A 20,075-nucleotide genomic window follows, 5' to 3' on the forward strand; every position below is an offset into this window, starting at 1 on the left:
AAAAGTAAGGAGAAAGCCGAGGTGATGAGTTTGAGACAGGTATATTGTGAAAACAGTGGCGTCTATGTGGTTTTCGGTAATGTCTTTCTGCAGTGGGTGCAAAACCGAGGCAGAGACCAAGTTCTGGAGGTTCTTTACGCCGCAAGGGAACAACAGACGATTCACTACACCCAGGTGCTGTACAGCGCTTTTAATGAGGAGTCAAAGAACCTGCCGATTTCCGTGGCGGAGCTTTTGCCAGTTAAAGCTCTGTGTGAGCTGAAACACGCTCAGGCCATGATCCGTATGCTTAAAGGTGGTGTGCGTAACATAGAAGCGCTGCTGGACGAGGCCGAAGCGGCAGGCTGTCATCTTTATCTGCACTATGTAGGAGAGAAAGACGAGTATCCGATTTTAGCAAAAGATGTGACGATTACGATTGATGAATAGGAGGTATATAAACATGAAAAAGAAATTATTTACCCTGTTTCTTGCCTTGTGCATGGTGCTGACTTTGATGCCGGTGAGTGTACTGGCTGATACGTCAGGAGGGGATGGGCAAAATAAGCCGACGGAGATCTGGGTCAACGGAGTTAATATTTTGACGGATGAAGATAAAACCCTCACATGCGGCGATGGTACGGCGGTTTATGAGGAGAGCAGCAATACGCTGACCCTCAATGCGGCGAAAATCACTGCCCGCGAAGGACGCGAAGGCGCGGGGATTTATGCTACCGGCGATTTGAACATTGTACTCAGCGGTAACAACCTCATTGACAGCACTGTTGTTAGTGAAGGGAGTGAAGTTGTCTCTGTGGGCATCAAGGCGGACGGAGCTTTGCATATTTCGGGAAGCGGCAGTCTGAATATTGATACTGAGTTTCTAGCTATTACATCGGCCGGTGATATGACAATTTCCGGGGGCGCTATTACAGCGGCTTCTGAAGAGAGAAACGTATTTTGGGCAAATGGAGGGACGATTACAATTTCCGGCGGGGATATCACGGCAGTTTCAAGCAACAATTACCCTGCGCTCTGGGCGGATACAGACATGACGATCACCAGCGGAAAAGTGAACGCTACTTCGACTGGAAGCAACGGCATGGGTGCCGGAGGAAGCCTTTCCATCAGCGGTACGGCTAATGTAACGGCGGAAGGACCTTATCCCGGCCTGTTCGCAACTGGCGATATTTCTATTAGTGGAGGCAAGGTAAATGCAACGGGCACGAACGATTCTGGCATTTTTACAAATGGCGCACTTTCCATCAGTGGAACGGCGGACGTAACTGCGACGGGAGGCTTATATTGTGGTCTACAGGCCGTGGGTGCTATCACAATTTCGGGCGGAAAGGTGAGTGCAATTTCGTCTCAGGACAGTGCGATCTACACACCTGCCAGCATCACGGTCACAGGCTCACCGGAAATCATAGCAAGAGGAGCTTTGCGGGCGCTGCAGACCGTCGACCTGGATATTTCCGGCGGTATTATTGACGCCGAATCTGCCAATGAGTCCGCCATTACGGCAACGGAGAAACTCTCCATCACCGGCAATGCGCAGGTAATTGCCAGGGGCAAGGTGTGTGCGCTTCTTGCAGAGGATGAGATGATTCTTTCGGCAAAAAATATCAAAGCTTATTCAGACACCAATTATGCGGTATCCAATGTGGGCACAGGTAAAGACATCGCGATCGGCGGAAAACTGACTGCTGAGAGTGAAAAGGTATATGCGATTCGTTCGTACGGCGATATTATAACCGACAGCAATGCGGATATCTCCGCTACAGGGGGCTGGGGAGGCATCCAGGCAGACGGCGACATCACCATTACAGGCAGCAAAATTGAAGCGGTAGGCAAAGATGATGATGGCATCTATTCCACAGGCGTGATCTCCATCGACGGCGGCTCCGTCCGCGCAAAGGGCGGATCGGGATATGCGGCGATCCGTGCAAAGTCCGTACAGGCTGCAGATGAAGCGGCAGAGGCAAAGATCCTGCTGAGCGGCAATTTGGTCGAGAAAAATGGCGGCAAGATTGCATTTATCGACTGGTTTGTTAACGAAAAGGAATCCAAAAGCTTTACCACCTTTATCGGCAAAAATGATACTGTGCTCGAAACAAGCATGTCCAACGCGTTAAATGAGGTATGGCTTTCAGCGCCTGTCCCGGTAACGCCGGTAACCCCGTTACCTTCTCCTGAAGAGGATGTAGTCAACGATCCCAGCGACAAGACCACCACTGCGGACACCAAGCCAACTGTTACAGACGGCAAGGCAGAGGTGCGGGTAGATCAGTCTTTGGCAGACAAGATCATCGGTAAGGCTGCGGCAAATGGGTCAAAGGAAATTGTTATAGACGCTGTAACCTCCAAGGGTGACACAACTGGAGCAGAAATCCAGCTTCCGTCAAAGATCATGGAAGATATCGTGAAAAAGACCGAGGCAGATCTGACCATCAAGACGGATGCAGGGACGTTAACCTTTGATCAGAAGGCGGCTGAAGCCATCGCGGCCAGCGTTACAGGCGAGAACATCACCATCTCCGCCGACCTGACAGAAAAAGAAGGACAGATATATCTGGAACTGAAGGTTGTGGACGGAGAGAAGACCATCGGTAGCTTTGGCGGCGGCAAGGTCACCGTCACGGTAAGACTCAGTGAGGAACTGAAAGACAAGGATGTCGTCTGTGTCTACATCGACGAGGACGGCAGATACCACAGGATGGAAGGAAAGAAGAACGACGACGGGACCTTTACCTTTACAACCGGGCATTTTTCAACCTTTGCCATTATGACGGCAGAAGAGGCGGAGAAGGTCATTGCAGAGCAGACAGCGGCGAGAATCAAGGCAGGTGTCAAAGCCACCACCATCAAAGCCTCATCAACGGCAGGCAAGGGCTGGATCAGGATCAAGTGGAAAAGATCGAAAGGATTCAAGGTGGACTACTACCAGGTGTTCCGTTCTACCAAAAAGAACAGCGGATATGGGACGAAGCCGTTCTATACGACGAAGACCGGTACACAGACCACCTACAAGAATACTAAGGCTGTAAAGAAGGGCACCCGGTATTACTACAAGGTCAGGGGCGTAAGGATCCTGGATGGAAAGAACGTGTATACCAAGTGGTCCAACAAGGCTTACAGAATCGCAAGATAAGCATAAGAATAAGCACTGACACTTGAATTCAGTGAAAACGGCACAAAGACCACTCGTGGTATGTGCCGTTTTACTGTATGCTGCTTTTATTCGCTGGCTTCCAGCTTGAAGATATTGATGACATCGGCATCGGGACAGCAGAAGCGGAAGTCTCCGTCCTTGCCTGTGGGCAGAGTGCCGCCATAGCGCAGGATATCGATATTGGGAAAGCCACGTGCATGGCCATGGGGCAGAGCGCGCCCCGCTCGGTATCAAAGTCGAAGGAGTCTCCGATTTTGTGACCGCGGTGGCAGCCGCAGGTTCCTTTTTGATCCACCAGGGTGATTGTAATCTTCGGTTTTTTCATGATAGCGCCTCCATTTCTTCTAATAGTATACAGCATAACGGCGGAGAACAAAATAGGCTGTTGCCGTTGCAACACATCTCAAAAAAGATTATAATAATAATCACATTGTGAGGTGAGAGCATGAGAAATTACATAGATGAAATCAAGACGCTGCCATTGTTTACAGGGATTAAGCACGAGGATTTGGAGCCGATGCTGACCTGTCTGGGAAGTTATCTGAAGACTTACAAGAAGGGCCAGTTCGTTTCACTGGCGGAGGAACCGCTGAAATGTGTCGGCGTGCTGCTTTCCGGCAAGGTGCATATGATCAAAGAGGACTTGTGGGGAAATAAGACGATTCTTGTTTTGATCAAGGAAGGCGGCGTCTTTGGCGAAACCTTCGCCTGCGGCAGTGATATGGTGTCTACCGTAACCTTTGTGACGGCTTCGGAGTGCAAAGTCCTCTTCATGCCCTTCGATCGGATTCTGCATTCCTGCAACCTGTCCTGCGTCTTCCACCATCGGCTTATCGAAAACATGGTAAGGCTGATTGCCGATAAAAACGTCCAATTCTTAGAACGTCTGGAAGTAGCGTCAAAGAGGACCCTGCGGGAGAAGATCCTGTCATTTCTGTCAGCCCAGGCGGAGTTCCATGATAACCGTGAATTCGTCATCAGCATGGGGCGGTTGGAATTGGCCGACTATTTGTGCGTCGATCGGAGTGCACTGACCAGAGAACTTTCCAATATGGAAGACGACGGCCTGATAGAATATGAAAAAAACAGATTTAAAATTTTGCAGTAAAGGACCTTTATGTTGCCAGTGCAACATAAAGGTCCTTTTTTGTTTGTTAAAATACAAACAAAGCATAAGGAGGAAAACGTATGTACAGAGAAGAAATCATCGCAATTGGAAATGCTGCAAAAGCAAAAATTGAGTTCCTTAAGAAGAGCCCTCTGGGTTATCTGCTGGCGTCTGTCTTGGCAGGGATGTTCATCGGATTTGGCATCTTGCTCATTTTCACCATCGGCGGGCTGCTTGACGGAGCGCCTTATACGAAAATCATCATGGGCGTCTCCTTTGGCATCGCCCTCAGCCTGGTCGTTATCGCAGGCGCAGAGCTTTTTACGGGAAACAATCTGGTCATGACAATCGGTATCTTAGAAAAACAGGTGAGAATCGGCGAAGCAGTCAGGCTGTGGATTGTGTGCTGGGTCGGCAACTTAGTCGGTTCCATCATACTGGCTTTGCTGTTCACTGGCGCGGGCTTCGCAGAAGGACCGGTGGGCCAGTTTATCGCTGGCGGCGCACTAGCGAAGATGACGCTGCCGGTACTGCCGCTTTTCTTGCGGGGCGTGCTCTGCAACATTTTGGTCTGCCTGGCGGTGTGGTGCGGCTTCCGCTGCAAGACGGAGAGCGGAAAATTGATCATGATTTTCTGGTGTCTCTTCGCATTTATCACCTGTGGGTTTGAGCACAGCGTCGCCAACATGACGCTGCTGACCATCTCGTTGCTCTCACCTTGCGGTGCGGCGGTGACCTTTGGGGGATATTTCTACAATTTACTCGTCGTCACCCTGGGGAATATGGCCGGCGCAATTCTTTTCCTGGCAATTCCCTATTTCATGATGGCAAAGAAAAGAGAGGTGTAACTATGGGATACAAGTTATCAAAAGACGCTTTTGACGCGTGCCTGGCGCAGTTGTCAAAGGACTACGATGTTTATGCACCGGTCCGCATGGCTGGCGGCAATCCGTTTTCTGATACGGACTGCATCAGGTACGGCAAAATCAAGAGCATCGAAGAAGTGGTCTTTGATGAGAAATCGGACTACTCCTACAAAGAGATTTTGCTGCCGCTATCAGAAACCCTGTTCTATTTTACAGAGAAGGAAATCAAAGAGGCTGATCCAAAGGAGAAGGGCGGCGTGATCTTCCTGCGCGCCTGCGACCTTCACGCCGTCAGACGCATGGACGAAATCTATCTGCATAACGGTTTCGAGGATTACTATTACAAAAGGCTCCGCGAAAGGGTGAAATTTGTGCTCATGGGCTGCAAAGCGTCCTTTGAGAACTGTTTCTGCGCTTCCATGAGCACCAATGAAAGCGGCGATTACGACCTGGCCGTGGAGCCGGGCGAGGGCGGCTACCTGGTGGACTGCAAACTGAAAGAATGGCAGGAACTCTTTGCGGGTAGAGGCACAGAGAGGGCTTATGAACCGTCTCATGTTGCAGAAAATCCGGTCGAGGTGAAGGTTCCGGAGAATCTGTCTGCCAAGGTTTCTGAATCGGAAATGTGGCGGGAATATGACAGCAGATGCATCAACTGTGGAAGGTGCAATTTTGCCTGTCCGACCTGCACTTGCTTTACCATGCAGGATCTCTTTTATACCGATAACGGAAAAGTCGGAGAACGGCGCAGGGTGCAGGCATCCTGTATGGTAGACGGCTTTACTGACGTGGCGGGCGGCGGCTGCTATCGGGCAAAGAACGGCGACCGTATGCGCTTCAAGGTATTGCACAAAGTCCTGGACTACAAGCAGCGATTCGGCTACCACATGTGCGTCGGCTGCGGCAGGTGCGACGATATCTGCCCGGAATACATCTCTTTTTCGGGAGCAGTGAACAAATTGAGCCAGGCTATGACGGAGGTGGAAACAGATGAACAAGAATGAATATATCCCTTTTCTCTCTGAAATCAAAGAGATCAAGAAGCATACGGATATCGAATATACCTTTACCTTTGACTATGACGGACCGGTACGGCCGGGACAGTTTTTTGAAGTTTCGCTTCCCAAATACGGTGAAGCGCCGATTTCTGTCAGCGGGATCGGGGAGGGCGCCATCGATTTTACGATCAGAAAGGTAGGAAAAGTCACAGGAGAAGTGTTTGAACAGTATATCGGTGATAGGCTGTTCCTGCGGGGGCCTTACGGCAACGGCTTTGACGTGTCTGACTTTCGGGGCGGTGAATTGGTCATCGTGGCAGGCGGCACGGGCCTTTCACCCGTGAGAGGCGTCATCGAACACTTTTATGAGAATCCCTCAGAGACGAGCGGGCTGACCGTGATTAGCGGCTTCAAATCACCCCAGGATGTTTTGTTCAAGGAGGATTTGGCAAAGTGGCCGGAACAGATGCAGTTAATCGTCACCGTGGACAAGGCGGAGGGAAGCTGCGCCTACCCGGAGGGGCTGGTTACCGCCTACATTCCTGACCTTGAGGTGCGCGATGCTAATACGGCAAAAGCCATCGTAGTGGGGCCGCCGATGATGATGAAATTCTCCGTCAAGGCTTTGCTGGATCGGGGTTTAAAGGAAGAGAATATCTGGATTTCACAGGAACGGAAGATGTGCTGCGGCATCGGCAAATGCGGACACTGCAAGATCGGGGACAGCTACGTCTGCCTGGATGGTCCGGTGTTCAATTATACGAAGGGAAAGGAGCTGATCGACTGATGGATGTGAATACAAAGGCTTTAAAGAAAAACGCTTTTCGTGTGACGAAGGAGCGGGGCATGACGGCGTCGAGAGTCAGGGTGCCGGGCGGCCACATGGATGCATATTTATTGGGGCTGGTTCAGGGAATCGCAGAAAAGTACGGCAATGGGACGGTACATATTACCAGCAGACAGGGCTTTGAAATTCCGGGAATTCCTTACGAACGGATGGATGAAGTCAATAGAGAACTGCAGCCGATCATAGAGGGGCTTTCTATCAATCAGACGGCGCCGGGCAGCGGCTATCCTGCTTCCGGTACGCGCAACGTGACGGCCTGTGTAGGTAACCGTGTCTGCCCCTATGGTTGTTATGATACCACCACGCTGGCTCAGCGGATTGAGAAAGTACTTTTCCCCAATGACCTTCATTTTAAAATCGCCCTGACGGGCTGTCCCAACGACTGTGCAAAAGTGCGCATGCACGATTTTGGCATCATGGGCATGACGGAACCGCAGTTGGATCCGAACCGCTGTGTCAATTGCGGCGCCTGCATCAAATTCTGTCGCAAGAAGTCGGTAGAAGCGCTGAAGGCGGTCAACTACAGACCACAGCGCAATGGGGAGAAGTGCATCGGCTGCGGCGAGTGCGTGCTCAACTGTCCGACTCGTGCCTGGACCAGGAGCAAGGAGAAATATTACCGTCTGACCCTGCTGGGCAGAACCGGCAAGAAAAATCCGCGTCTTGGCGAGGACTTTATCAAGTGGGTGGATGCAGACAGCATCGTCAAAATCATCCTCAACACTTATCAATACGTAGCGCACTATATCGACAAAGATGCGCCCGGCGGCAAGGAACACATCGGCTACATCGTCGACCGGACCGGCTTTGAGGAATTTAAAAAGTGGGCCTTGGACGGTGTGACTTTGCCAGCAAAGGCAGAAGTCTATACGCCGATCTATTGGCACGGTGTGAAATATTAGTTTACTCAGAGCGGAGGGAGGTCCTCCGCTTTTTGTATTTTTTAAACACAAAACTGATCGATGATCCAGCTTATGGTCTGGGCATCAATGCCGCCATCCTGCGCCTCAAAGGTAAAGATGATGTCGTCCCATGGGACGAATTTATAGCTGAAGTAAAGCCGGAGCTTCCACAGGCATTCCTCCAGATATTTGGAACTGCTGAGCATGCCAAAGTGTTCAAGCCTTCGAAATCTGCGCTGACTTGCCACTGCTACCTTAAAATCAGGCGCAATGGTTTCCTTTCCGAGTATGAGATTCTCCTCATAATGATATTCGATTCCTTTTAAAAACAAAATATCTGCGATGATGACTTCTGACTTTGATCTGACACATTCCCCTTTGACCGTCCGGTGAATCAGCTTTTCCGGGTATTTGGTGTTTTTGTCGTACTCTGCGCTGCCCCATTCCTGCAGGTCAAGCCAGTTGGTAAGTTGATAATTATTCTGTTTTGAGAACTGGTAAGCCTTGGGGATTTTGCTGTTGATGATATCCGGCTCAACGCTTTGGTACTCTTCCAGAAGATGATGCAGCGCAGTACAGTTTCTTTCGATGCGCTTTAGAGCTTCGGTCAAATGCGCCCTGGTCTGCAGCAGATTCACTTCTTCGCAGTCAGCTTTTCCCAGATACAGCTTCTTTCCATCGACTAATTTATAATAGTAGGTCGTGCCTCTTATGGTAGACGTAGAAAGCTTTCCCTCTGGCAGCTCCAACAATTTGTGGCGATATTGCTTGGCAAGAGATTCCTGACTTTCTAAGTCAGCCATGATATAGCTGATGCTGTTATACATTTTACTTCTCCTTCCTTTATTTACATTATTTTACATTACGTGAGCGGGAAAAGCAAGCTGTTTTTATGTGCCATTTCTATTTGACGCATTTTGGCGGTGTGCGGTTACGCATATGCTAGTGTCAGGCGGCGGGCTGCTTAACAAAACAGGACAAATCAGGCGAAACTGCGTAACACTCCCTTTGCAGAGAGGGGTCAGTTACGCATATGCTGGTTTCAGGCAGCAAACTGCTTAACAAAACAGGGCAAATCAGCCGAAACTGCGTAACACTCCCTTTGCAGAGAGGAGTCAGTTACGCATATGCCAGTGCCTGGCAGCGGGCTGCTTAACAAAATAGGGCAAATCGACCGAAACTGCGTAACACTCCCTTTGCAGAGAGGGGGTCAGCTACGCATATGCCAGTGCCAGGCACCGGGCTGCTTAACAAAATAGGGCAAATCGACCGAAACTGCGTAACACTCCCTTTGCAGAGAAGGGGCAGTTACGCATATGCCAGTGCCTGGCAGCAAGCTGCTTAACAAAACAGGGCAAAACGACCGAAACTGCGTAACACTCCCTTTGCAGAGAAGGGGCAGTTACGCATATGCCAGTGCCTGGCAGCGGGCTGCTTAACAAAACAGGGCAAATCAGCCGAAACTGCGTAACACGCCCCTCTCAAAAGCCTGCCATCCGTCCAGTTCCAAATAAAATACCAAGTTTTCTGTTGCTGGTGCAACGACTTGAAACCGTTCTTGTGCTATACTGATAGCAAAGAAAGAAGGAGTCCTCACATGAACAAATTAAATCAATTATATATGGAAATGATTCGCTATTACGAGAGCGATGCGCCACGTATCCAGCATTTTGTCAAGGTTCACTCCTTTGCCAGGCTGATTGGCGAGGCAGAGGGGCTGGACGAAGAAACGCAGTTCACATTAGAGGCAGCGGCACTGGTACATGACATCGGCATCGGAGCCGCCGAGAAGAAGTATGGATTCAGCAACGGCAGGTTGCAGGAGCAGGAGGGGCCGCCCCTGGCAGAAGAAATGCTGGAAGCCCTGAATTTTGATAGGGCCGTGACGGAAAGGGTCTGTTATCTGGTGGCACACCATCACACCTATGAACCTGTGGACGGGCTCGATTATCGGATTTTGCTGGAGGCTGACGCTTTGGTCAATCTTTACGAAGAGGAAACACCGGCAGAGGGCATCAGGGAATCTTATAAACACCTATTCAGGACAGAGACGGCCAGAACCGTCTGCAAGACCATGTTCCAAATAGAGGAACAAGAAGAGAGGTAGAGAAATGATTGGAATCGGAATTGATACAGGCGGCACCTGCACGGACGCAGTTATCTTTGATACGAAGAGCCACAAGGTATTGTCACAGAGCAAGACACTGACTACCAGACAGGATTTGAAGGTTGGAATCCTGAGAGCCCTCGGCGGACTGGACCAGGATCTCGCCCGCAACGCATCCTATATTTCTCTTTCTACCACTTTGGCAACCAACGCCTGTGTAGAGCACAAGGGAGGCAGGGCAAAGCTGGTGTTTATCGGTGTCAACCCGCAGGTTGTGAAGAAGATGGGAGGTGAATATGGCCTGCCGCCCATGGGGGATATCTATTTCATGAAAGGTGACGCCGGGCAGCCGGACAGTCTGGAGAACACCCCGGATTGGCAGAAATTCGAAGAGGACATTGTACAGGATTTCAGAGACTTTGACAGCGTGGCGATCGTCCAGATGAATCCTAAATACAACGACGGTGAGTACGAGATCAAAGCGGAACAGATCATCAAAAAGACGTTGGGTCTCCCTTGCGTAAGGGGGTATGACCTGTTTCAGGAGCTGAACGTACAGAAGCGAGGCGCGACTGCGCTGCTCAATGCCAGATTGCTACCTGTCATGGAGGATTTCTTTGATTCTATCGAAGGATCCCTAGCGGAACTGGGGCTGGATCTGCCTATAGTCATCGTCAAAAGCGATGGCAGCATCATGAGTCGTGAATTTGCCATGAGCCGTCCGGTGGAGACTTTGCTCTGCGGTCCTGCGGCTAGCATCATCGGCGCCATGGAACTGTCCAAATATCAGGACGCTTTGATTGTAGATATGGGTGGTACCACTAGCGACGTGGCCATGGTCAAAGACGGCATCCCCGTTACAAGCGAGAGTGGTATTTCTATCGGCGAATGGAAGACCATGGTCAAAGGCGTCTCCATCGACACCTTTGCTCTGGGCGGCGACAGTGCCGTAAAATATAAGAGGGGGCAGCTCTATCTTGATAACCGACGCTGTGTGCCGCTGTGCATGGCGGCCAGCCAGTATCCGAAAATGCGTAAAGCGCTGAAAACACTGGTGTTGATGGATCGCCCCTTTGATTATCCTGCCCACGAGTTCTTTATGCTGGTGAGCCTCCCCACAAATCTGGATAAATACACACCGTCGGAACGGAAATTTATCCAAGCCCTGGAGGATGGACCGCTGATTTACAGAGAGGCTGCAGCGGCAATCGGAACCAGTCCCCATGTCCTGAACATGAAACGGTTGGAAGATGAGGGGACGGTCATCCGTATCGGGATGACGCCCACCGATGTGATGCATGTCTATGGGGACTACACAGAATTTGACAGCGAGGCATCCAGGATGGGCGCTGCGTACCTTTCGGCAGTGACAAAGGGGACACCTGCGGAAGTCTGCAAGGAAATCTACGATCTGACAAAATGCAGGCTATACAGCAACCTGGTCCGCATCTTTATGAAATATGAGACGGGCAGGGACTTGAATCTGCAGGAGTGTGAGGATTTAGAGAAACTAACCGCTTATATTTTTCGTCACTCTGGCCAGAATTTGGCTGACTTTGCCATCCGTCCTGTTTTTTCCACTCCGTCAAAACTGATTGGAATTGGTGCACCGACAAAGATCTTCTTAGCAGACGTTGCGAAACTGCTGGGGACAGAAGCCGACTTTCCGCAGGATGGAAAGGTAGCAAACGCCATCGGAGCTGCCATGGGCAATATCAGTACAGAGTGTGTTATCAAAATTGAACCGTACAAAGGCATCAAGAGCTCCTATCTGACCTACATCATCAGCGGCGGCCATGAGACCTACTCCCTGCCGGATTATGACGATGCCCTGGTGGAAGCGAAAAAAACTGCTCGCCAGTGCGCCATCCAGCGGTCGCGGCAGCAGGGGGCAGTCGGAGAAGTTGAAGTAGAAATAGAGGTAAAAGAGAACACCTATCAGAGAAACAAATATGCGCTGGCAGAAATTATCGAGACTTTGGTCATCGCAAGAGCCATATCAGAAAAAGAATAACGAAAAAAGGAGGCGCTGCCGTTAGGGACAGTGCCTCCTCTGTACTTACATTAAAAACTGCTTCTCGAGCAGCTGGATCAGTTCGCGGATTTTTTCCGGAATGAAGTGATAATATACCTTGGCATCCTGCTTTTCGATGGTGACAAAACCGTTTGTCATCAGGAGATTCATGTGATGGGAAGCTGTTGGGGCTCCCAGCTGCAATTCTTCTGCGATTTCCAGATTGTACCTGGCGCCCTTTTTGAGCAGAGCTAGGATCTCAAAACGGCTTTTATCAGAGAGCATCTTCAGACTGGATAGGAGAGAGGCTTTTTCCTGCTCCTGCAGGCTGCCGAAGCCATAGGCTTTGTTGACGAAAACACCGTAAAATCCTACAGTGGAGAGACCCCATTCCAGCACTGGAGAAATGATGGATGGGTAGATGGTCTCAATGCCTGGAAACTTGCCCATGATATCCTGAAAGACAGCGTGCTGAAAGCCTTCGGTTGCTAATTTCTCCAACAGACCGTCGATGGCAGTCTGATTCTTGGAAACAGCATATTCATAGGCGGGAAGATTTTGTTTATAAATTTCAATCATGGATTTCACATATCGCTTTGGGTCACCTAACAGCATCATGGTTTTCCACTTTGAAGAATCAGAAATTTCCGGCTGCTGATTGAGAAAATCGATGCGGCTTTCTAACGTGGTAAGGTCCGGTGCCATACCGTCCCCGTTGATTTCATCCACAAACATCTCTGAGAAAGTTCGCAGAATCTGCTCTTCGCTGATCTGATCCACCTGGTCGATCCAATGGGGATTTTCGACGATGCTGGCCATGACGATGTAGGTGGTGTCCATATCCAGATCCATGGAACCGAACAAGACCTCTTCATCTATATGGGGTTCGTATTTTGTGGCAAAGTCGTCGGCATATTGGTTGATCAAAGGGTAATTGTGATCGTAGAAAAGCTGTCCATCCACACCGAGGCGATTGAGTGCCTCGACGGTCTCCTCACAAATGTCATCTTTATATTTGATATAGCAGCACAATCCGATGGTCTCCAAGATAGGATTGAGTTCTTTCTTAAACTTCATGTTGCAGCTCCTTTCTTGCACGTATTAACATTATACCATGAATATTCCTTGCAGCGAAGCTGTAGGATCTATGCGTTCATTATACCCCACAGAAATTACGGAAGGAAGGATTATTTTCCAGCAACTGTTCATAAGCGGCCATGCCCTTTACTGCACCATTTTCCATGTAGATCACTTGATCATAGCGCGAAAGCAGAGCGGGATTCAGGGAATGGGTGATGGTGACCACAGTCAGGTCCTCTTGCGCCAGCAGCGTATTTTCAATCTCTACGGCAGTTTTGGGATCCAAAGCAGAAGTTCCTTCGTCCAAAATGATGACTTTGGCATCCCTGATGAGGGCTCTGGCCAGGGCGACTCTCTGACGCTGGCCGCCGGAAAGGCGATTGCCGTTTTCGCCGACCTGGCTGTCCAGGCCATTTTCCAGCTGGGGCAGAAATTGACTGACACCGCTGGCCGATAGGGCCTGCTGCCATGTTTCTTCATCAAAATCTCCAACCAGAGCGATATTGTTTTTAATCGTATCATTGAAAAGATACACACTCTGATGGAGGACGGAGAGGATAGACCCCAAGTTCCTTGTATCCAGCAGGCGCAGAGAATCTTCATCGTACAGTATTTCCCCCTGATAATCTCGGTAGTAGCCAGAAAGGATTTTGATCAGGGTACTTTTTCCGCAGCCACTGTGGCCGACCACAGCGTATTTCTCCCCTTTGACAAAACGCAGGCTGACGTGATGCAGGGCGTCGAGGTTTCCATCGTAAGAGAAGGTCAAGTCTTGTGCTGCAATTTCCCTTTCAAAGGACGGATCTTTGCCATGTTCTGCCTCAACCTCTGTATCTGCATAGTCGCACAGACGCTTCACGATGGGTTTGACGCTTTTGATTTTAGGTAGGTTCTCCATAATCAGCAGGACCGGCGTCAAAAAAGAACCGCTGAGCTGAAGGAGAGCCATCAGGGTACCCATGGTGATGGAACCTTTGATTACGAAGAAAGCCGAGGTAAAGATGACGACCACGACGCAGAGATAGGACAGGGTGTCAGAGAGACCTTCGTTGAGAGCAGTCACTTTGTCCGCGGCAAATTTGCAGTCCGCAGTCCTCTTGTTCTCCTCCTCAAACTTCAGCCGCATATTGGGCAGCAGGCGATAGCTCCTGATGACTTCAAAGCCGGAGAGGATATCCTTTGTTTTTTCCGTAAACCTTGCCAACTGGCGGGATACGGCATCCTGCCTCTTCTCCAGCAGCTTCCCCATCAGAGCAGGCACGGCGAACATCAGCAGCAGCGTCCCTAACAGGATGGCAGTAACGGCAGGACTGAGAACCAGCAGCAGTACCAGAGTAGATACGAACATGACGATGACCTCGATATTGAGCATGAGGGGAAGGATGTAATTTTCCTCGATAATCTTTACGTCATTGATTAAACTGGAGATATAATCCGCTGTATTCGTCTTGTAGAATTCACCTGGATACTGATGCATCACGCCTTCGTAAACATCACTGCGTATCTGCCGCGTCATCCTCTGCACCAGAAGTTTGGATGCCAGCGAACCAAAGTAATTCATCAGACAGAGCAAAATCATATAGCAGGCTGCAAAGAGCAGCAGTTTCTTAAATAGCGCCATATCTCCAGACACAGCAGTATCCGTCACCTGCTGCAGCAGCAGAGAGACAAAAGTGGTCATCAAAGCTGCTACTGTGCAAAGCAGCAGGGCAGCGGCCAGTAGTAGCTTATTTCTCTTCCAATACCGTTTCATCATTACCTCCTTGGTTTCATGTTAATCTAATAAGTTTTATTTCTATAGAATATAACATGATATTTTATCTATGTCAAACTAATTTTACGAACAACAAACCATATTTCTCTGACGAGGTAAGAGAAATATGGTAAAATAGAGGAAGGAGGCAGTAATTATGAAGATAAGAACAGCGACCACGGCGGATATGGATGTCATATGTAGATTATATGATACGTTATTTCAGGAGATGGCGGATCTGCAGGCGGACTATTTTCAGATGACCAGCCAGAACCGGGATTTCCTCTCCTCCATCATTGAAGAAGAGAAAGGGGATGTCCTGCTGGCGGAAGAGGCGGATCGGCTCATCGGTTTTGCCCTGGTGCAGCAAAGCAGCACGCCGCCTTTTGGCTGTCTCGTGCCACACCGATACGCCTACCTGATGGATGCCTGTGTCACAGAAAGTGAGAGGAGCAGAGGTGTCGGAAGACTGCTGATTGAAGCCGTAAAGACCTGGGCAGAAGAGCGACGTCTGGATTACGTAGAACTGAACGTATTGAGCAACAATAGGAGAGCCATTGCACTCTATGAACGAGAAGGCTTTACAGAAGAGATGCGCACCATGCGCTGCAAATTAAAAAAGGACGGCTGAGGCCGTCCTTCTCTGTCAGATGATTTCTACGACTTCCAGGTCTTTGCCGGCGACGCGGAATCTGACTTCAAAATCGGCAAAGCCGAATCCGTAGATTCGCATCGGGTCCTCCTGGTAAGAAGGCCTGGGGTCCTGTGCCAGGATGGAATACAGTCCGTCCTGCAGTGTCTGAGGGATTCTGGCAAGGAGCTGGGGCGCAATGGTGACGGACAGACGGTGTCCCTGGGTATGATCGGCAAAACCGCAGACGGCGTCCGGGTGACAGTCTGCAGGAATATACGGCTTGATGTCGTAAATGGGCGTGCCGTCCATCAGGTCTGCGCCCCAGACAGAAATGACAGTTCCTGACCTGGGATCTGTTCTGATGGCTTCTATTTTTACGGAGGAAAGACCTAGGGGGTTGGGTCTGAAGGGCGATCTGGTAGCAAAGACTCCCATTCGCTGATTTCCGCCCAGGCGGGGAGGTCTGACCGTAGGAGACCAGCCGCTTTCTACATTTTCTGAAAATCCCCATATAATCCAGAGATGAGAGAAGTCGGACAGTCCGCGGAGGGCCTGGGGACTTCGAAACGCCTCTTCAAAGACGATTTCACTTCTCAATGTTTCCGTCAGCCCGCTTTGGCGGGGAATTCCAAACTTTGATGGAAAAACGCTGCGGATGTGGGCAATGGGTCTCAATGTAAGATCTGTAGTCATGGAGCACCTCTTTTCTGAAATGATAGGTACTATTATACTGAATCTCTATTGAAAATTCAAATCATTGTGATAAACTAAAAAGGAGAATGACGCGGACTTAAGCTTATTTATGTCGCTGAAGAGGAGAACGAATGAAGAACTTGAAAGAACAAAATGACATACAGACAGGGACACAGAGCCACCAGGAAGAGATCGAGTATCTCAAAGAACTGGCAAAGCGAAAAGACAAGGAACTGGAAGGCGTTATCGGCGCAGCGGCCGACGCAGTAGGTAAATTTATCTGCAATCCAGAATTCACAATTTTGTACTATACAGAAGGTCTGGCGAGTTTGGTAGGGACGACGAGAGGGCGTATAGAAAAAGAAGGGTTTGACAGCAGTCGGTACATCCACCCTGACGACTATGAATATGTCATGGAAAAGACCGCCAAAGCGATAGAAAAAAGTAAACCCACCACTTTGACTTATCGACTGAAACATCTGAGCGGAAAGGATGTCTGGGTAAAGGCAAGGGTCATTTTTCTCGAAGAACTTTATGAAGATCAATATCCCATCGCTTTTTTTGTCTACACGGACATCACGGAACTGAAGGAAGCCAATGCGAGAGCGGAGGAACGATATCAGAGCTTGATCGAAACCTATGACGAACAGCTCTGCGGTATTATCTGGTTCACCATAAGCCGCCGTCCGGTTTTGCGATATATGAATTTGAAATCTTTAGAATGCCTGGGATTTACATCGAAAGAGGATTTCGAGAAAAAGAATCAGTGTGAGATGCTTTCCTACATATTTGGTGAGGATCGGGACAAGTTCACCAACGCTTTAGAGTACCTAAAAGATGAAGGTGATGTTACGAGTCTGGACGTTCGTTTTCAGTCGTCTACAGGAAAGATTGTTTGGGCAGTCTGCAATATTATGTTGAAGCGTGCTATGTCCGGAACACTCTTATACTACATGGTGTTTACCGACATCACCCCTCAGAAGGAAGAGGAACTGAATCTGCGGGCGGAGCAGGAGAAGATTAATATCGCCTTAGAAAATACCGACATGTTGATCTGGCAGTATGATATTGAAGAGAAAAAGATGCAGTATCAGAGAAACTCCGCCAGATATTTTGGCATTGAGGATGTCGTCTATAACGTGCCGCAATCTTTTGTGGAAGCGGGGTTTGTACACGATGACTCCATCAGTGATTACTTGAAATTATACCAGATGGTAATCGACGGAGAAGAACACGCTCAGGCGGATATCCACTTTCTGGACGAAAAGAACAATGACCTGTGGCTGCGAATCATGTTGAGACGGGTTACTGACCGGGGTGCGTCTTTCAATCAAGTAATCGGCTGCGGCGTCAATATCACAGAAGAGAAGGTCAAAGAAGAGCGTTATGTAGAAGAACTGGTATATATGAGCGGTCTGCAGAGTGAAGATCTTCTGGCTAAATTCCGCGCAGATCTGACGCGCAACATCGTAGTGGACTATGTGGGCAGCAGTGATGTGCTGCTGGCAGACGATAGTATGACCTATTCCGGTGTTATAGAAGAGGTCGCTTCCGATATGGTAGCGGATGACATGAAGGAGAAATTCAGAGAATCTCTCAGCATCGGTTCGCTGATGTCGCTTTACTATGAGGGAAAAAACGAGTATGCTATAGAATACCAAAGACGTATGAAAAACGGCACCCTCTGCTGGGTGAAAACCTATGCGAAGATTTTTAAAAGTCCAGAGCAGAACGACATCATGTGCTTTTTATATACCTACAACATTAACGGTTCTATGCTGAGTCAGTTTGCATTGCAGGCAATTGTAAACACGACTTATGATTATGTAGGCATCATCGACCGGGAGTTAAATCGATTTTATTGCCTGGCCCGTTCCAATCAGGACTATTTGCCGGAGGAAAGCGATGACTACGATGCATCCAATATCGCCTTCGCCCAAAAATATCGGGAATTTTTCCCAAGCGAGGAAGAATACCTGATTGTCAGAGACAATGCACAGATGGAAGCAGTGGTCAAGGCACTGGAGCAGAAGCAGGTCTACGAATTTAATGAGAAGATATGGAACAGAAAGAAAACGGTGCTTCACACCTACAGACTGAGTTACAGTTATATTGACGGAGAAAAAACACAGATTCTGGTGCGGCGCGCCAACATCACGGAGTCCATCCTGGAGGAGCAAAAACAGCAGGATCTGCTGCGAAACGCTTTAGCGCAGGCGGAACAGGCCAGCAATGCCAAATCCGATTTCCTGTCCAGGATGAGTCACGAGATCAGAACGCCGATGAACGCCATCATCGGCATGTCCGCCCTGGCTGCACAGTGTGTCAATGACCCGGAACAAGTGGCGGACTGCATCTCCAAAGTGGGGATTTCTGCCAGGTTTTTGCTATCGTTGATTAACGATATATTGGATATGAGCAGGATTGAAAGCGGCAAGGTCGTCGTCAAGCGGGAAAAAATTCCTTTTGAAGAGTTTATCAACGGGATCAACACCATCTGTTATGAACAGGCAGAAGAGAAAGGCATCGACTACGAGTCCATATTGACCAGTTTTACAGAAGATTACTATATCGGCGATGCCATGAAGCTGCAGCAGGTGTTGATCAACATCATCTCTAACGCTATCAAATTCACTCCATCCGGCGGAAAAGTGCAGATGATCATCCACCAGGGCAGAATCAAAGACGGCAAGGCGAGAATGACCTTTACAATCAATGATACCGGCATTGGCATCAAAGAAGAGTTCATGCCTCATTTGTTCGATCCTTTTGAACAGGGCAATGATAATACAGCGCGTTACAGCGGGACGGGTCTGGGTCTGGCCATTTGCAAGAACCTGATCAACATGATGGGCGGCCATATTTCGGTCAACAGCATCGAAGGAGTTGGATCTGAATTTACGGTGGAATTGGATTTGGAACTCTGCGAAGAGACAAAACGGATCAGCCGCAGTAAGGCAAAGATTAATTTTGCCAAGCTGTCCGCTCTGATTGTCGATGATGAAATTACGGTCTGTGAGCACACGAAGAACATTTTGTCCGATATGGGCATGAAAGCAGAGTGGGTTGACAGTGGAGAAGGAGCCGTAGAAATTGTCAGAAGAAAGTGGGAAAAGAATACGTATTTTGACGTGATTTTCATCGACTGGAAAATGCCGGGCATGGATGGTATTGAGACGGCGAGAGAAATACGTAAAATCGTCGGGCCGGAAGTGACGATTATCATCATGACCGCTTATGACTGGGTTTCTATTGAACAGGATGCCAAAAAGGCCGGTGTCAACATGCTGATCTCAAAACCGCTGTTCAAGAAATCACTGACTTCCACGTTCCAGAAAATCTACACGGAAAGAGAGCAGAAGCAGGAAGCGGCAAAACCGATGGAGTATGATTTTACGGGTAAGACGATTCTGCTGGTAGAAGATCATGTGCTCAACATAGAAGTGGCAAAACAGTTACTGATGAACAAAGGCGCCAAGGTGGAAGTCGCTGAAAATGGCCTGGTGGCCATTGAAATGTTCGCCACTTCGGCGGTGGATTATGACGCGATTCTCATGGATATCCGCATGCCGGTCATGAACGGCCTGACGGCAGCCAGATCCATCAGACAGTTAAAGAAAAAGAAAGCAAAGACAGTGCCGATTATCGCTATGAGCGCCAACGCCTTTGATGAAGATGTAGAGAAATCCCGGGCAGCAGGTATGAACGCCCATCTGGCGAAACCAATCGAACCGCAGCTGCTTTATGCGACACTGCAGGAATTCATATTTCCAGAAGAAGAATAGAACGAAAAAGGGAGAAAACGGTTTTCTCTCTTTTTTTATTCTGCCCCCCGATTCGGTGTCTTCCTCTTCGATCTTTGCCAAAATGATGATTTTTTGCCGAATTGGAAAAAAGTTTTTGAGCAAGCAATTGCAAGGGT

At 49.1% G+C, this 20,075-nt stretch carries 16 protein-coding genes; 11 read left to right on the top strand and 5 right to left on the bottom strand.

Annotation, left to right across the window (positions count from 1 at the left end; translation table 11 throughout):
- The first annotated feature begins 21 nt into the window (after positions 1–21).
- Complete coding sequence (locus BN6539_RS13450) at positions 22–429, top strand: hypothetical protein (RefSeq protein WP_147363135.1); 408 nt, start codon at positions 22–24, stop codon at positions 427–429.
- Positions 430–442: 13 nt separating this feature from the next.
- Positions 443–3,130, top strand: coding sequence for a carbohydrate-binding domain-containing protein (locus BN6539_RS13455; protein ID WP_067539548.1), 2,688 nt, complete (start codon positions 443–445; stop codon positions 3,128–3,130).
- Between the two features lie 70 nt (positions 3,131–3,200).
- On the opposite strand, the gene BN6539_RS13460 is transcribed toward BN6539_RS13455, so the two are convergent.
- Positions 3,201–3,476: a TIGR04076 family protein gene (locus BN6539_RS13460; protein WP_330385088.1), complete on the bottom strand. Its 276-nt coding sequence runs from the start codon at positions 3,474–3,476 to the stop codon at positions 3,201–3,203.
- 120 nt (positions 3,477–3,596) lie between these two features.
- Here BN6539_RS13460 and BN6539_RS13465 point away from each other — a divergent pair, with 120 nt between their 5' ends.
- From BN6539_RS13465 to asrC, 5 genes are all read left to right on the top strand, one after another.
- The gene (locus tag BN6539_RS13465; protein ID WP_067539551.1) at positions 3,597–4,259 is read left to right on the top strand and encodes a Crp/Fnr family transcriptional regulator; all 663 of its coding nucleotides are present in this window, start codon (positions 3,597–3,599) and stop codon (positions 4,257–4,259) included.
- Between the two features lie 80 nt (positions 4,260–4,339).
- Entirely contained in the window at positions 4,340–5,107 is a 768-nt protein-coding gene (locus BN6539_RS13470) for a formate/nitrite transporter family protein (protein WP_067539554.1), read from the top strand.
- 2 nt (positions 5,108–5,109) lie between these two features.
- Complete coding sequence (asrA, locus tag BN6539_RS13475) at positions 5,110–6,129, top strand: anaerobic sulfite reductase subunit AsrA (protein WP_067539557.1); 1,020 nt, start codon at positions 5,110–5,112, stop codon at positions 6,127–6,129.
- The gene (gene asrB, locus BN6539_RS13480; RefSeq protein ID WP_067539560.1) at positions 6,116–6,910 is read left to right on the top strand and encodes an anaerobic sulfite reductase subunit AsrB; all 795 of its coding nucleotides are present in this window, start codon (positions 6,116–6,118) and stop codon (positions 6,908–6,910) included. The genes asrA and asrB overlap by 14 nt, the downstream gene beginning before the upstream one ends.
- On the top strand, positions 6,910–7,872 hold the full coding sequence (gene asrC, locus BN6539_RS13485) for a sulfite reductase subunit C (RefSeq protein ID WP_067539563.1): 963 nt from the start codon (positions 6,910–6,912) through the stop codon (positions 7,870–7,872). The genes asrB and asrC overlap by 1 nt, the downstream gene beginning before the upstream one ends.
- A gap of 41 nt (positions 7,873–7,913) precedes the next feature.
- Here the strand turns inward: asrC and BN6539_RS13490 are convergent, their stop codons facing one another.
- The gene (locus tag BN6539_RS13490; protein WP_067539566.1) at positions 7,914–8,699 is read right to left on the bottom strand and encodes a hypothetical protein; all 786 of its coding nucleotides are present in this window, start codon (positions 8,697–8,699) and stop codon (positions 7,914–7,916) included.
- A gap of 770 nt (positions 8,700–9,469) precedes the next feature.
- On the opposite strand from BN6539_RS13490, the gene BN6539_RS13495 reads away from it, so the two are divergent.
- Complete coding sequence (locus BN6539_RS13495) at positions 9,470–9,979, top strand: HD domain-containing protein (RefSeq protein WP_067539569.1); 510 nt, start codon at positions 9,470–9,472, stop codon at positions 9,977–9,979.
- Positions 9,980–9,983: 4 nt separating this feature from the next.
- On the top strand, positions 9,984–11,993 hold the full coding sequence (locus BN6539_RS13500) for a hydantoinase/oxoprolinase family protein (RefSeq protein ID WP_067539572.1): 2,010 nt from the start codon (positions 9,984–9,986) through the stop codon (positions 11,991–11,993).
- A gap of 45 nt (positions 11,994–12,038) precedes the next feature.
- Here BN6539_RS13500 and BN6539_RS13505 read toward each other — a convergent pair whose 3' ends face one another.
- Both BN6539_RS13505 and BN6539_RS13510 read right to left on the bottom strand, forming a co-directional pair.
- Positions 12,039–13,070, bottom strand: coding sequence for an ArsR/SmtB family transcription factor (locus tag BN6539_RS13505; RefSeq protein ID WP_067539575.1), 1,032 nt, complete (start codon positions 13,068–13,070; stop codon positions 12,039–12,041).
- A 79-nt stretch (positions 13,071–13,149) separates the two neighbouring features.
- Positions 13,150–14,829 carry an ABC transporter ATP-binding protein gene (locus BN6539_RS13510; RefSeq protein WP_082907522.1) on the bottom strand — a complete coding sequence of 560 codons (1,680 nt, stop codon included), beginning with the start codon at positions 14,827–14,829 and terminating at the stop codon, positions 13,150–13,152.
- Between the two features lie 154 nt (positions 14,830–14,983).
- On the opposite strand from BN6539_RS13510, the gene BN6539_RS13515 reads away from it, so the two are divergent.
- Positions 14,984–15,457, top strand: coding sequence for a GNAT family N-acetyltransferase (locus BN6539_RS13515; protein WP_067539581.1), 474 nt, complete (start codon positions 14,984–14,986; stop codon positions 15,455–15,457).
- A 15-nt stretch (positions 15,458–15,472) separates the two neighbouring features.
- Here the strand turns inward: BN6539_RS13515 and tsaA are convergent, their stop codons facing one another.
- Positions 15,473–16,153: a tRNA (N6-threonylcarbamoyladenosine(37)-N6)-methyltransferase TrmO gene (gene tsaA / locus BN6539_RS13520; RefSeq protein WP_067539584.1), complete on the bottom strand. Its 681-nt coding sequence runs from the start codon at positions 16,151–16,153 to the stop codon at positions 15,473–15,475.
- 131 nt (positions 16,154–16,284) lie between these two features.
- On the opposite strand from tsaA, the gene BN6539_RS13525 reads away from it, so the two are divergent.
- Entirely contained in the window at positions 16,285–19,938 is a 3,654-nt protein-coding gene (locus BN6539_RS13525) for a PAS domain-containing hybrid sensor histidine kinase/response regulator (protein ID WP_067539587.1), read from the top strand.
- The last annotated feature ends 137 nt before the right edge of the window (positions 19,939–20,075 follow it).

The sequence above is a fragment of the Emergencia timonensis genome, from assembly GCF_900086585.1.
Lineage (GTDB): Bacteria > Bacillota > Clostridia > Peptostreptococcales > Anaerovoracaceae > Senimuribacter > Senimuribacter timonensis.

What these genes read in the sequence shown, in the direction of transcription:
- asrB (WP_067539560.1), top strand. Translation starts at nt 6,116, where the DNA reads ATGAACAAGAATGAATATATCCCTTTTCTCTCTGAAATCAAAGAGATC.
- BN6539_RS13490 (WP_067539566.1), bottom strand. Translation starts at nt 8,699, where the DNA reads ATGTATAACAGCATCAGCTATATCATGGCTGACTTAGAAAGTCAGGAA.
- tsaA (WP_067539584.1), bottom strand. Translation starts at nt 16,153, where the DNA reads ATGACTACAGATCTTACATTGAGACCCATTGCCCACATCCGCAGCGTT.
- BN6539_RS13465 (WP_067539551.1), top strand. Translation starts at nt 3,597, where the DNA reads ATGAGAAATTACATAGATGAAATCAAGACGCTGCCATTGTTTACAGGG.
- BN6539_RS13510 (WP_082907522.1), bottom strand. Translation starts at nt 14,829, where the DNA reads ATGATGAAACGGTATTGGAAGAGAAATAAGCTACTACTGGCCGCTGCC.
- BN6539_RS13505 (WP_067539575.1), bottom strand. Translation starts at nt 13,070, where the DNA reads ATGAAGTTTAAGAAAGAACTCAATCCTATCTTGGAGACCATCGGATTG.
- BN6539_RS13455 (WP_067539548.1), top strand. Translation starts at nt 443, where the DNA reads ATGAAAAAGAAATTATTTACCCTGTTTCTTGCCTTGTGCATGGTGCTG.
- BN6539_RS13460 (WP_330385088.1), bottom strand. Translation starts at nt 3,476, where the DNA reads ATGAAAAAACCGAAGATTACAATCACCCTGGTGGATCAAAAAGGAACC.
- BN6539_RS13525 (WP_067539587.1), top strand. Translation starts at nt 16,285, where the DNA reads ATGAAGAACTTGAAAGAACAAAATGACATACAGACAGGGACACAGAGC.
- asrA (WP_067539557.1), top strand. Translation starts at nt 5,110, where the DNA reads ATGGGATACAAGTTATCAAAAGACGCTTTTGACGCGTGCCTGGCGCAG.
- BN6539_RS13495 (WP_067539569.1), top strand. Translation starts at nt 9,470, where the DNA reads ATGAACAAATTAAATCAATTATATATGGAAATGATTCGCTATTACGAG.
- BN6539_RS13515 (WP_067539581.1), top strand. Translation starts at nt 14,984, where the DNA reads ATGAAGATAAGAACAGCGACCACGGCGGATATGGATGTCATATGTAGA.
- BN6539_RS13500 (WP_067539572.1), top strand. Translation starts at nt 9,984, where the DNA reads ATGATTGGAATCGGAATTGATACAGGCGGCACCTGCACGGACGCAGTT.
- BN6539_RS13470 (WP_067539554.1), top strand. Translation starts at nt 4,340, where the DNA reads ATGTACAGAGAAGAAATCATCGCAATTGGAAATGCTGCAAAAGCAAAA.
- asrC (WP_067539563.1), top strand. Translation starts at nt 6,910, where the DNA reads ATGGATGTGAATACAAAGGCTTTAAAGAAAAACGCTTTTCGTGTGACG.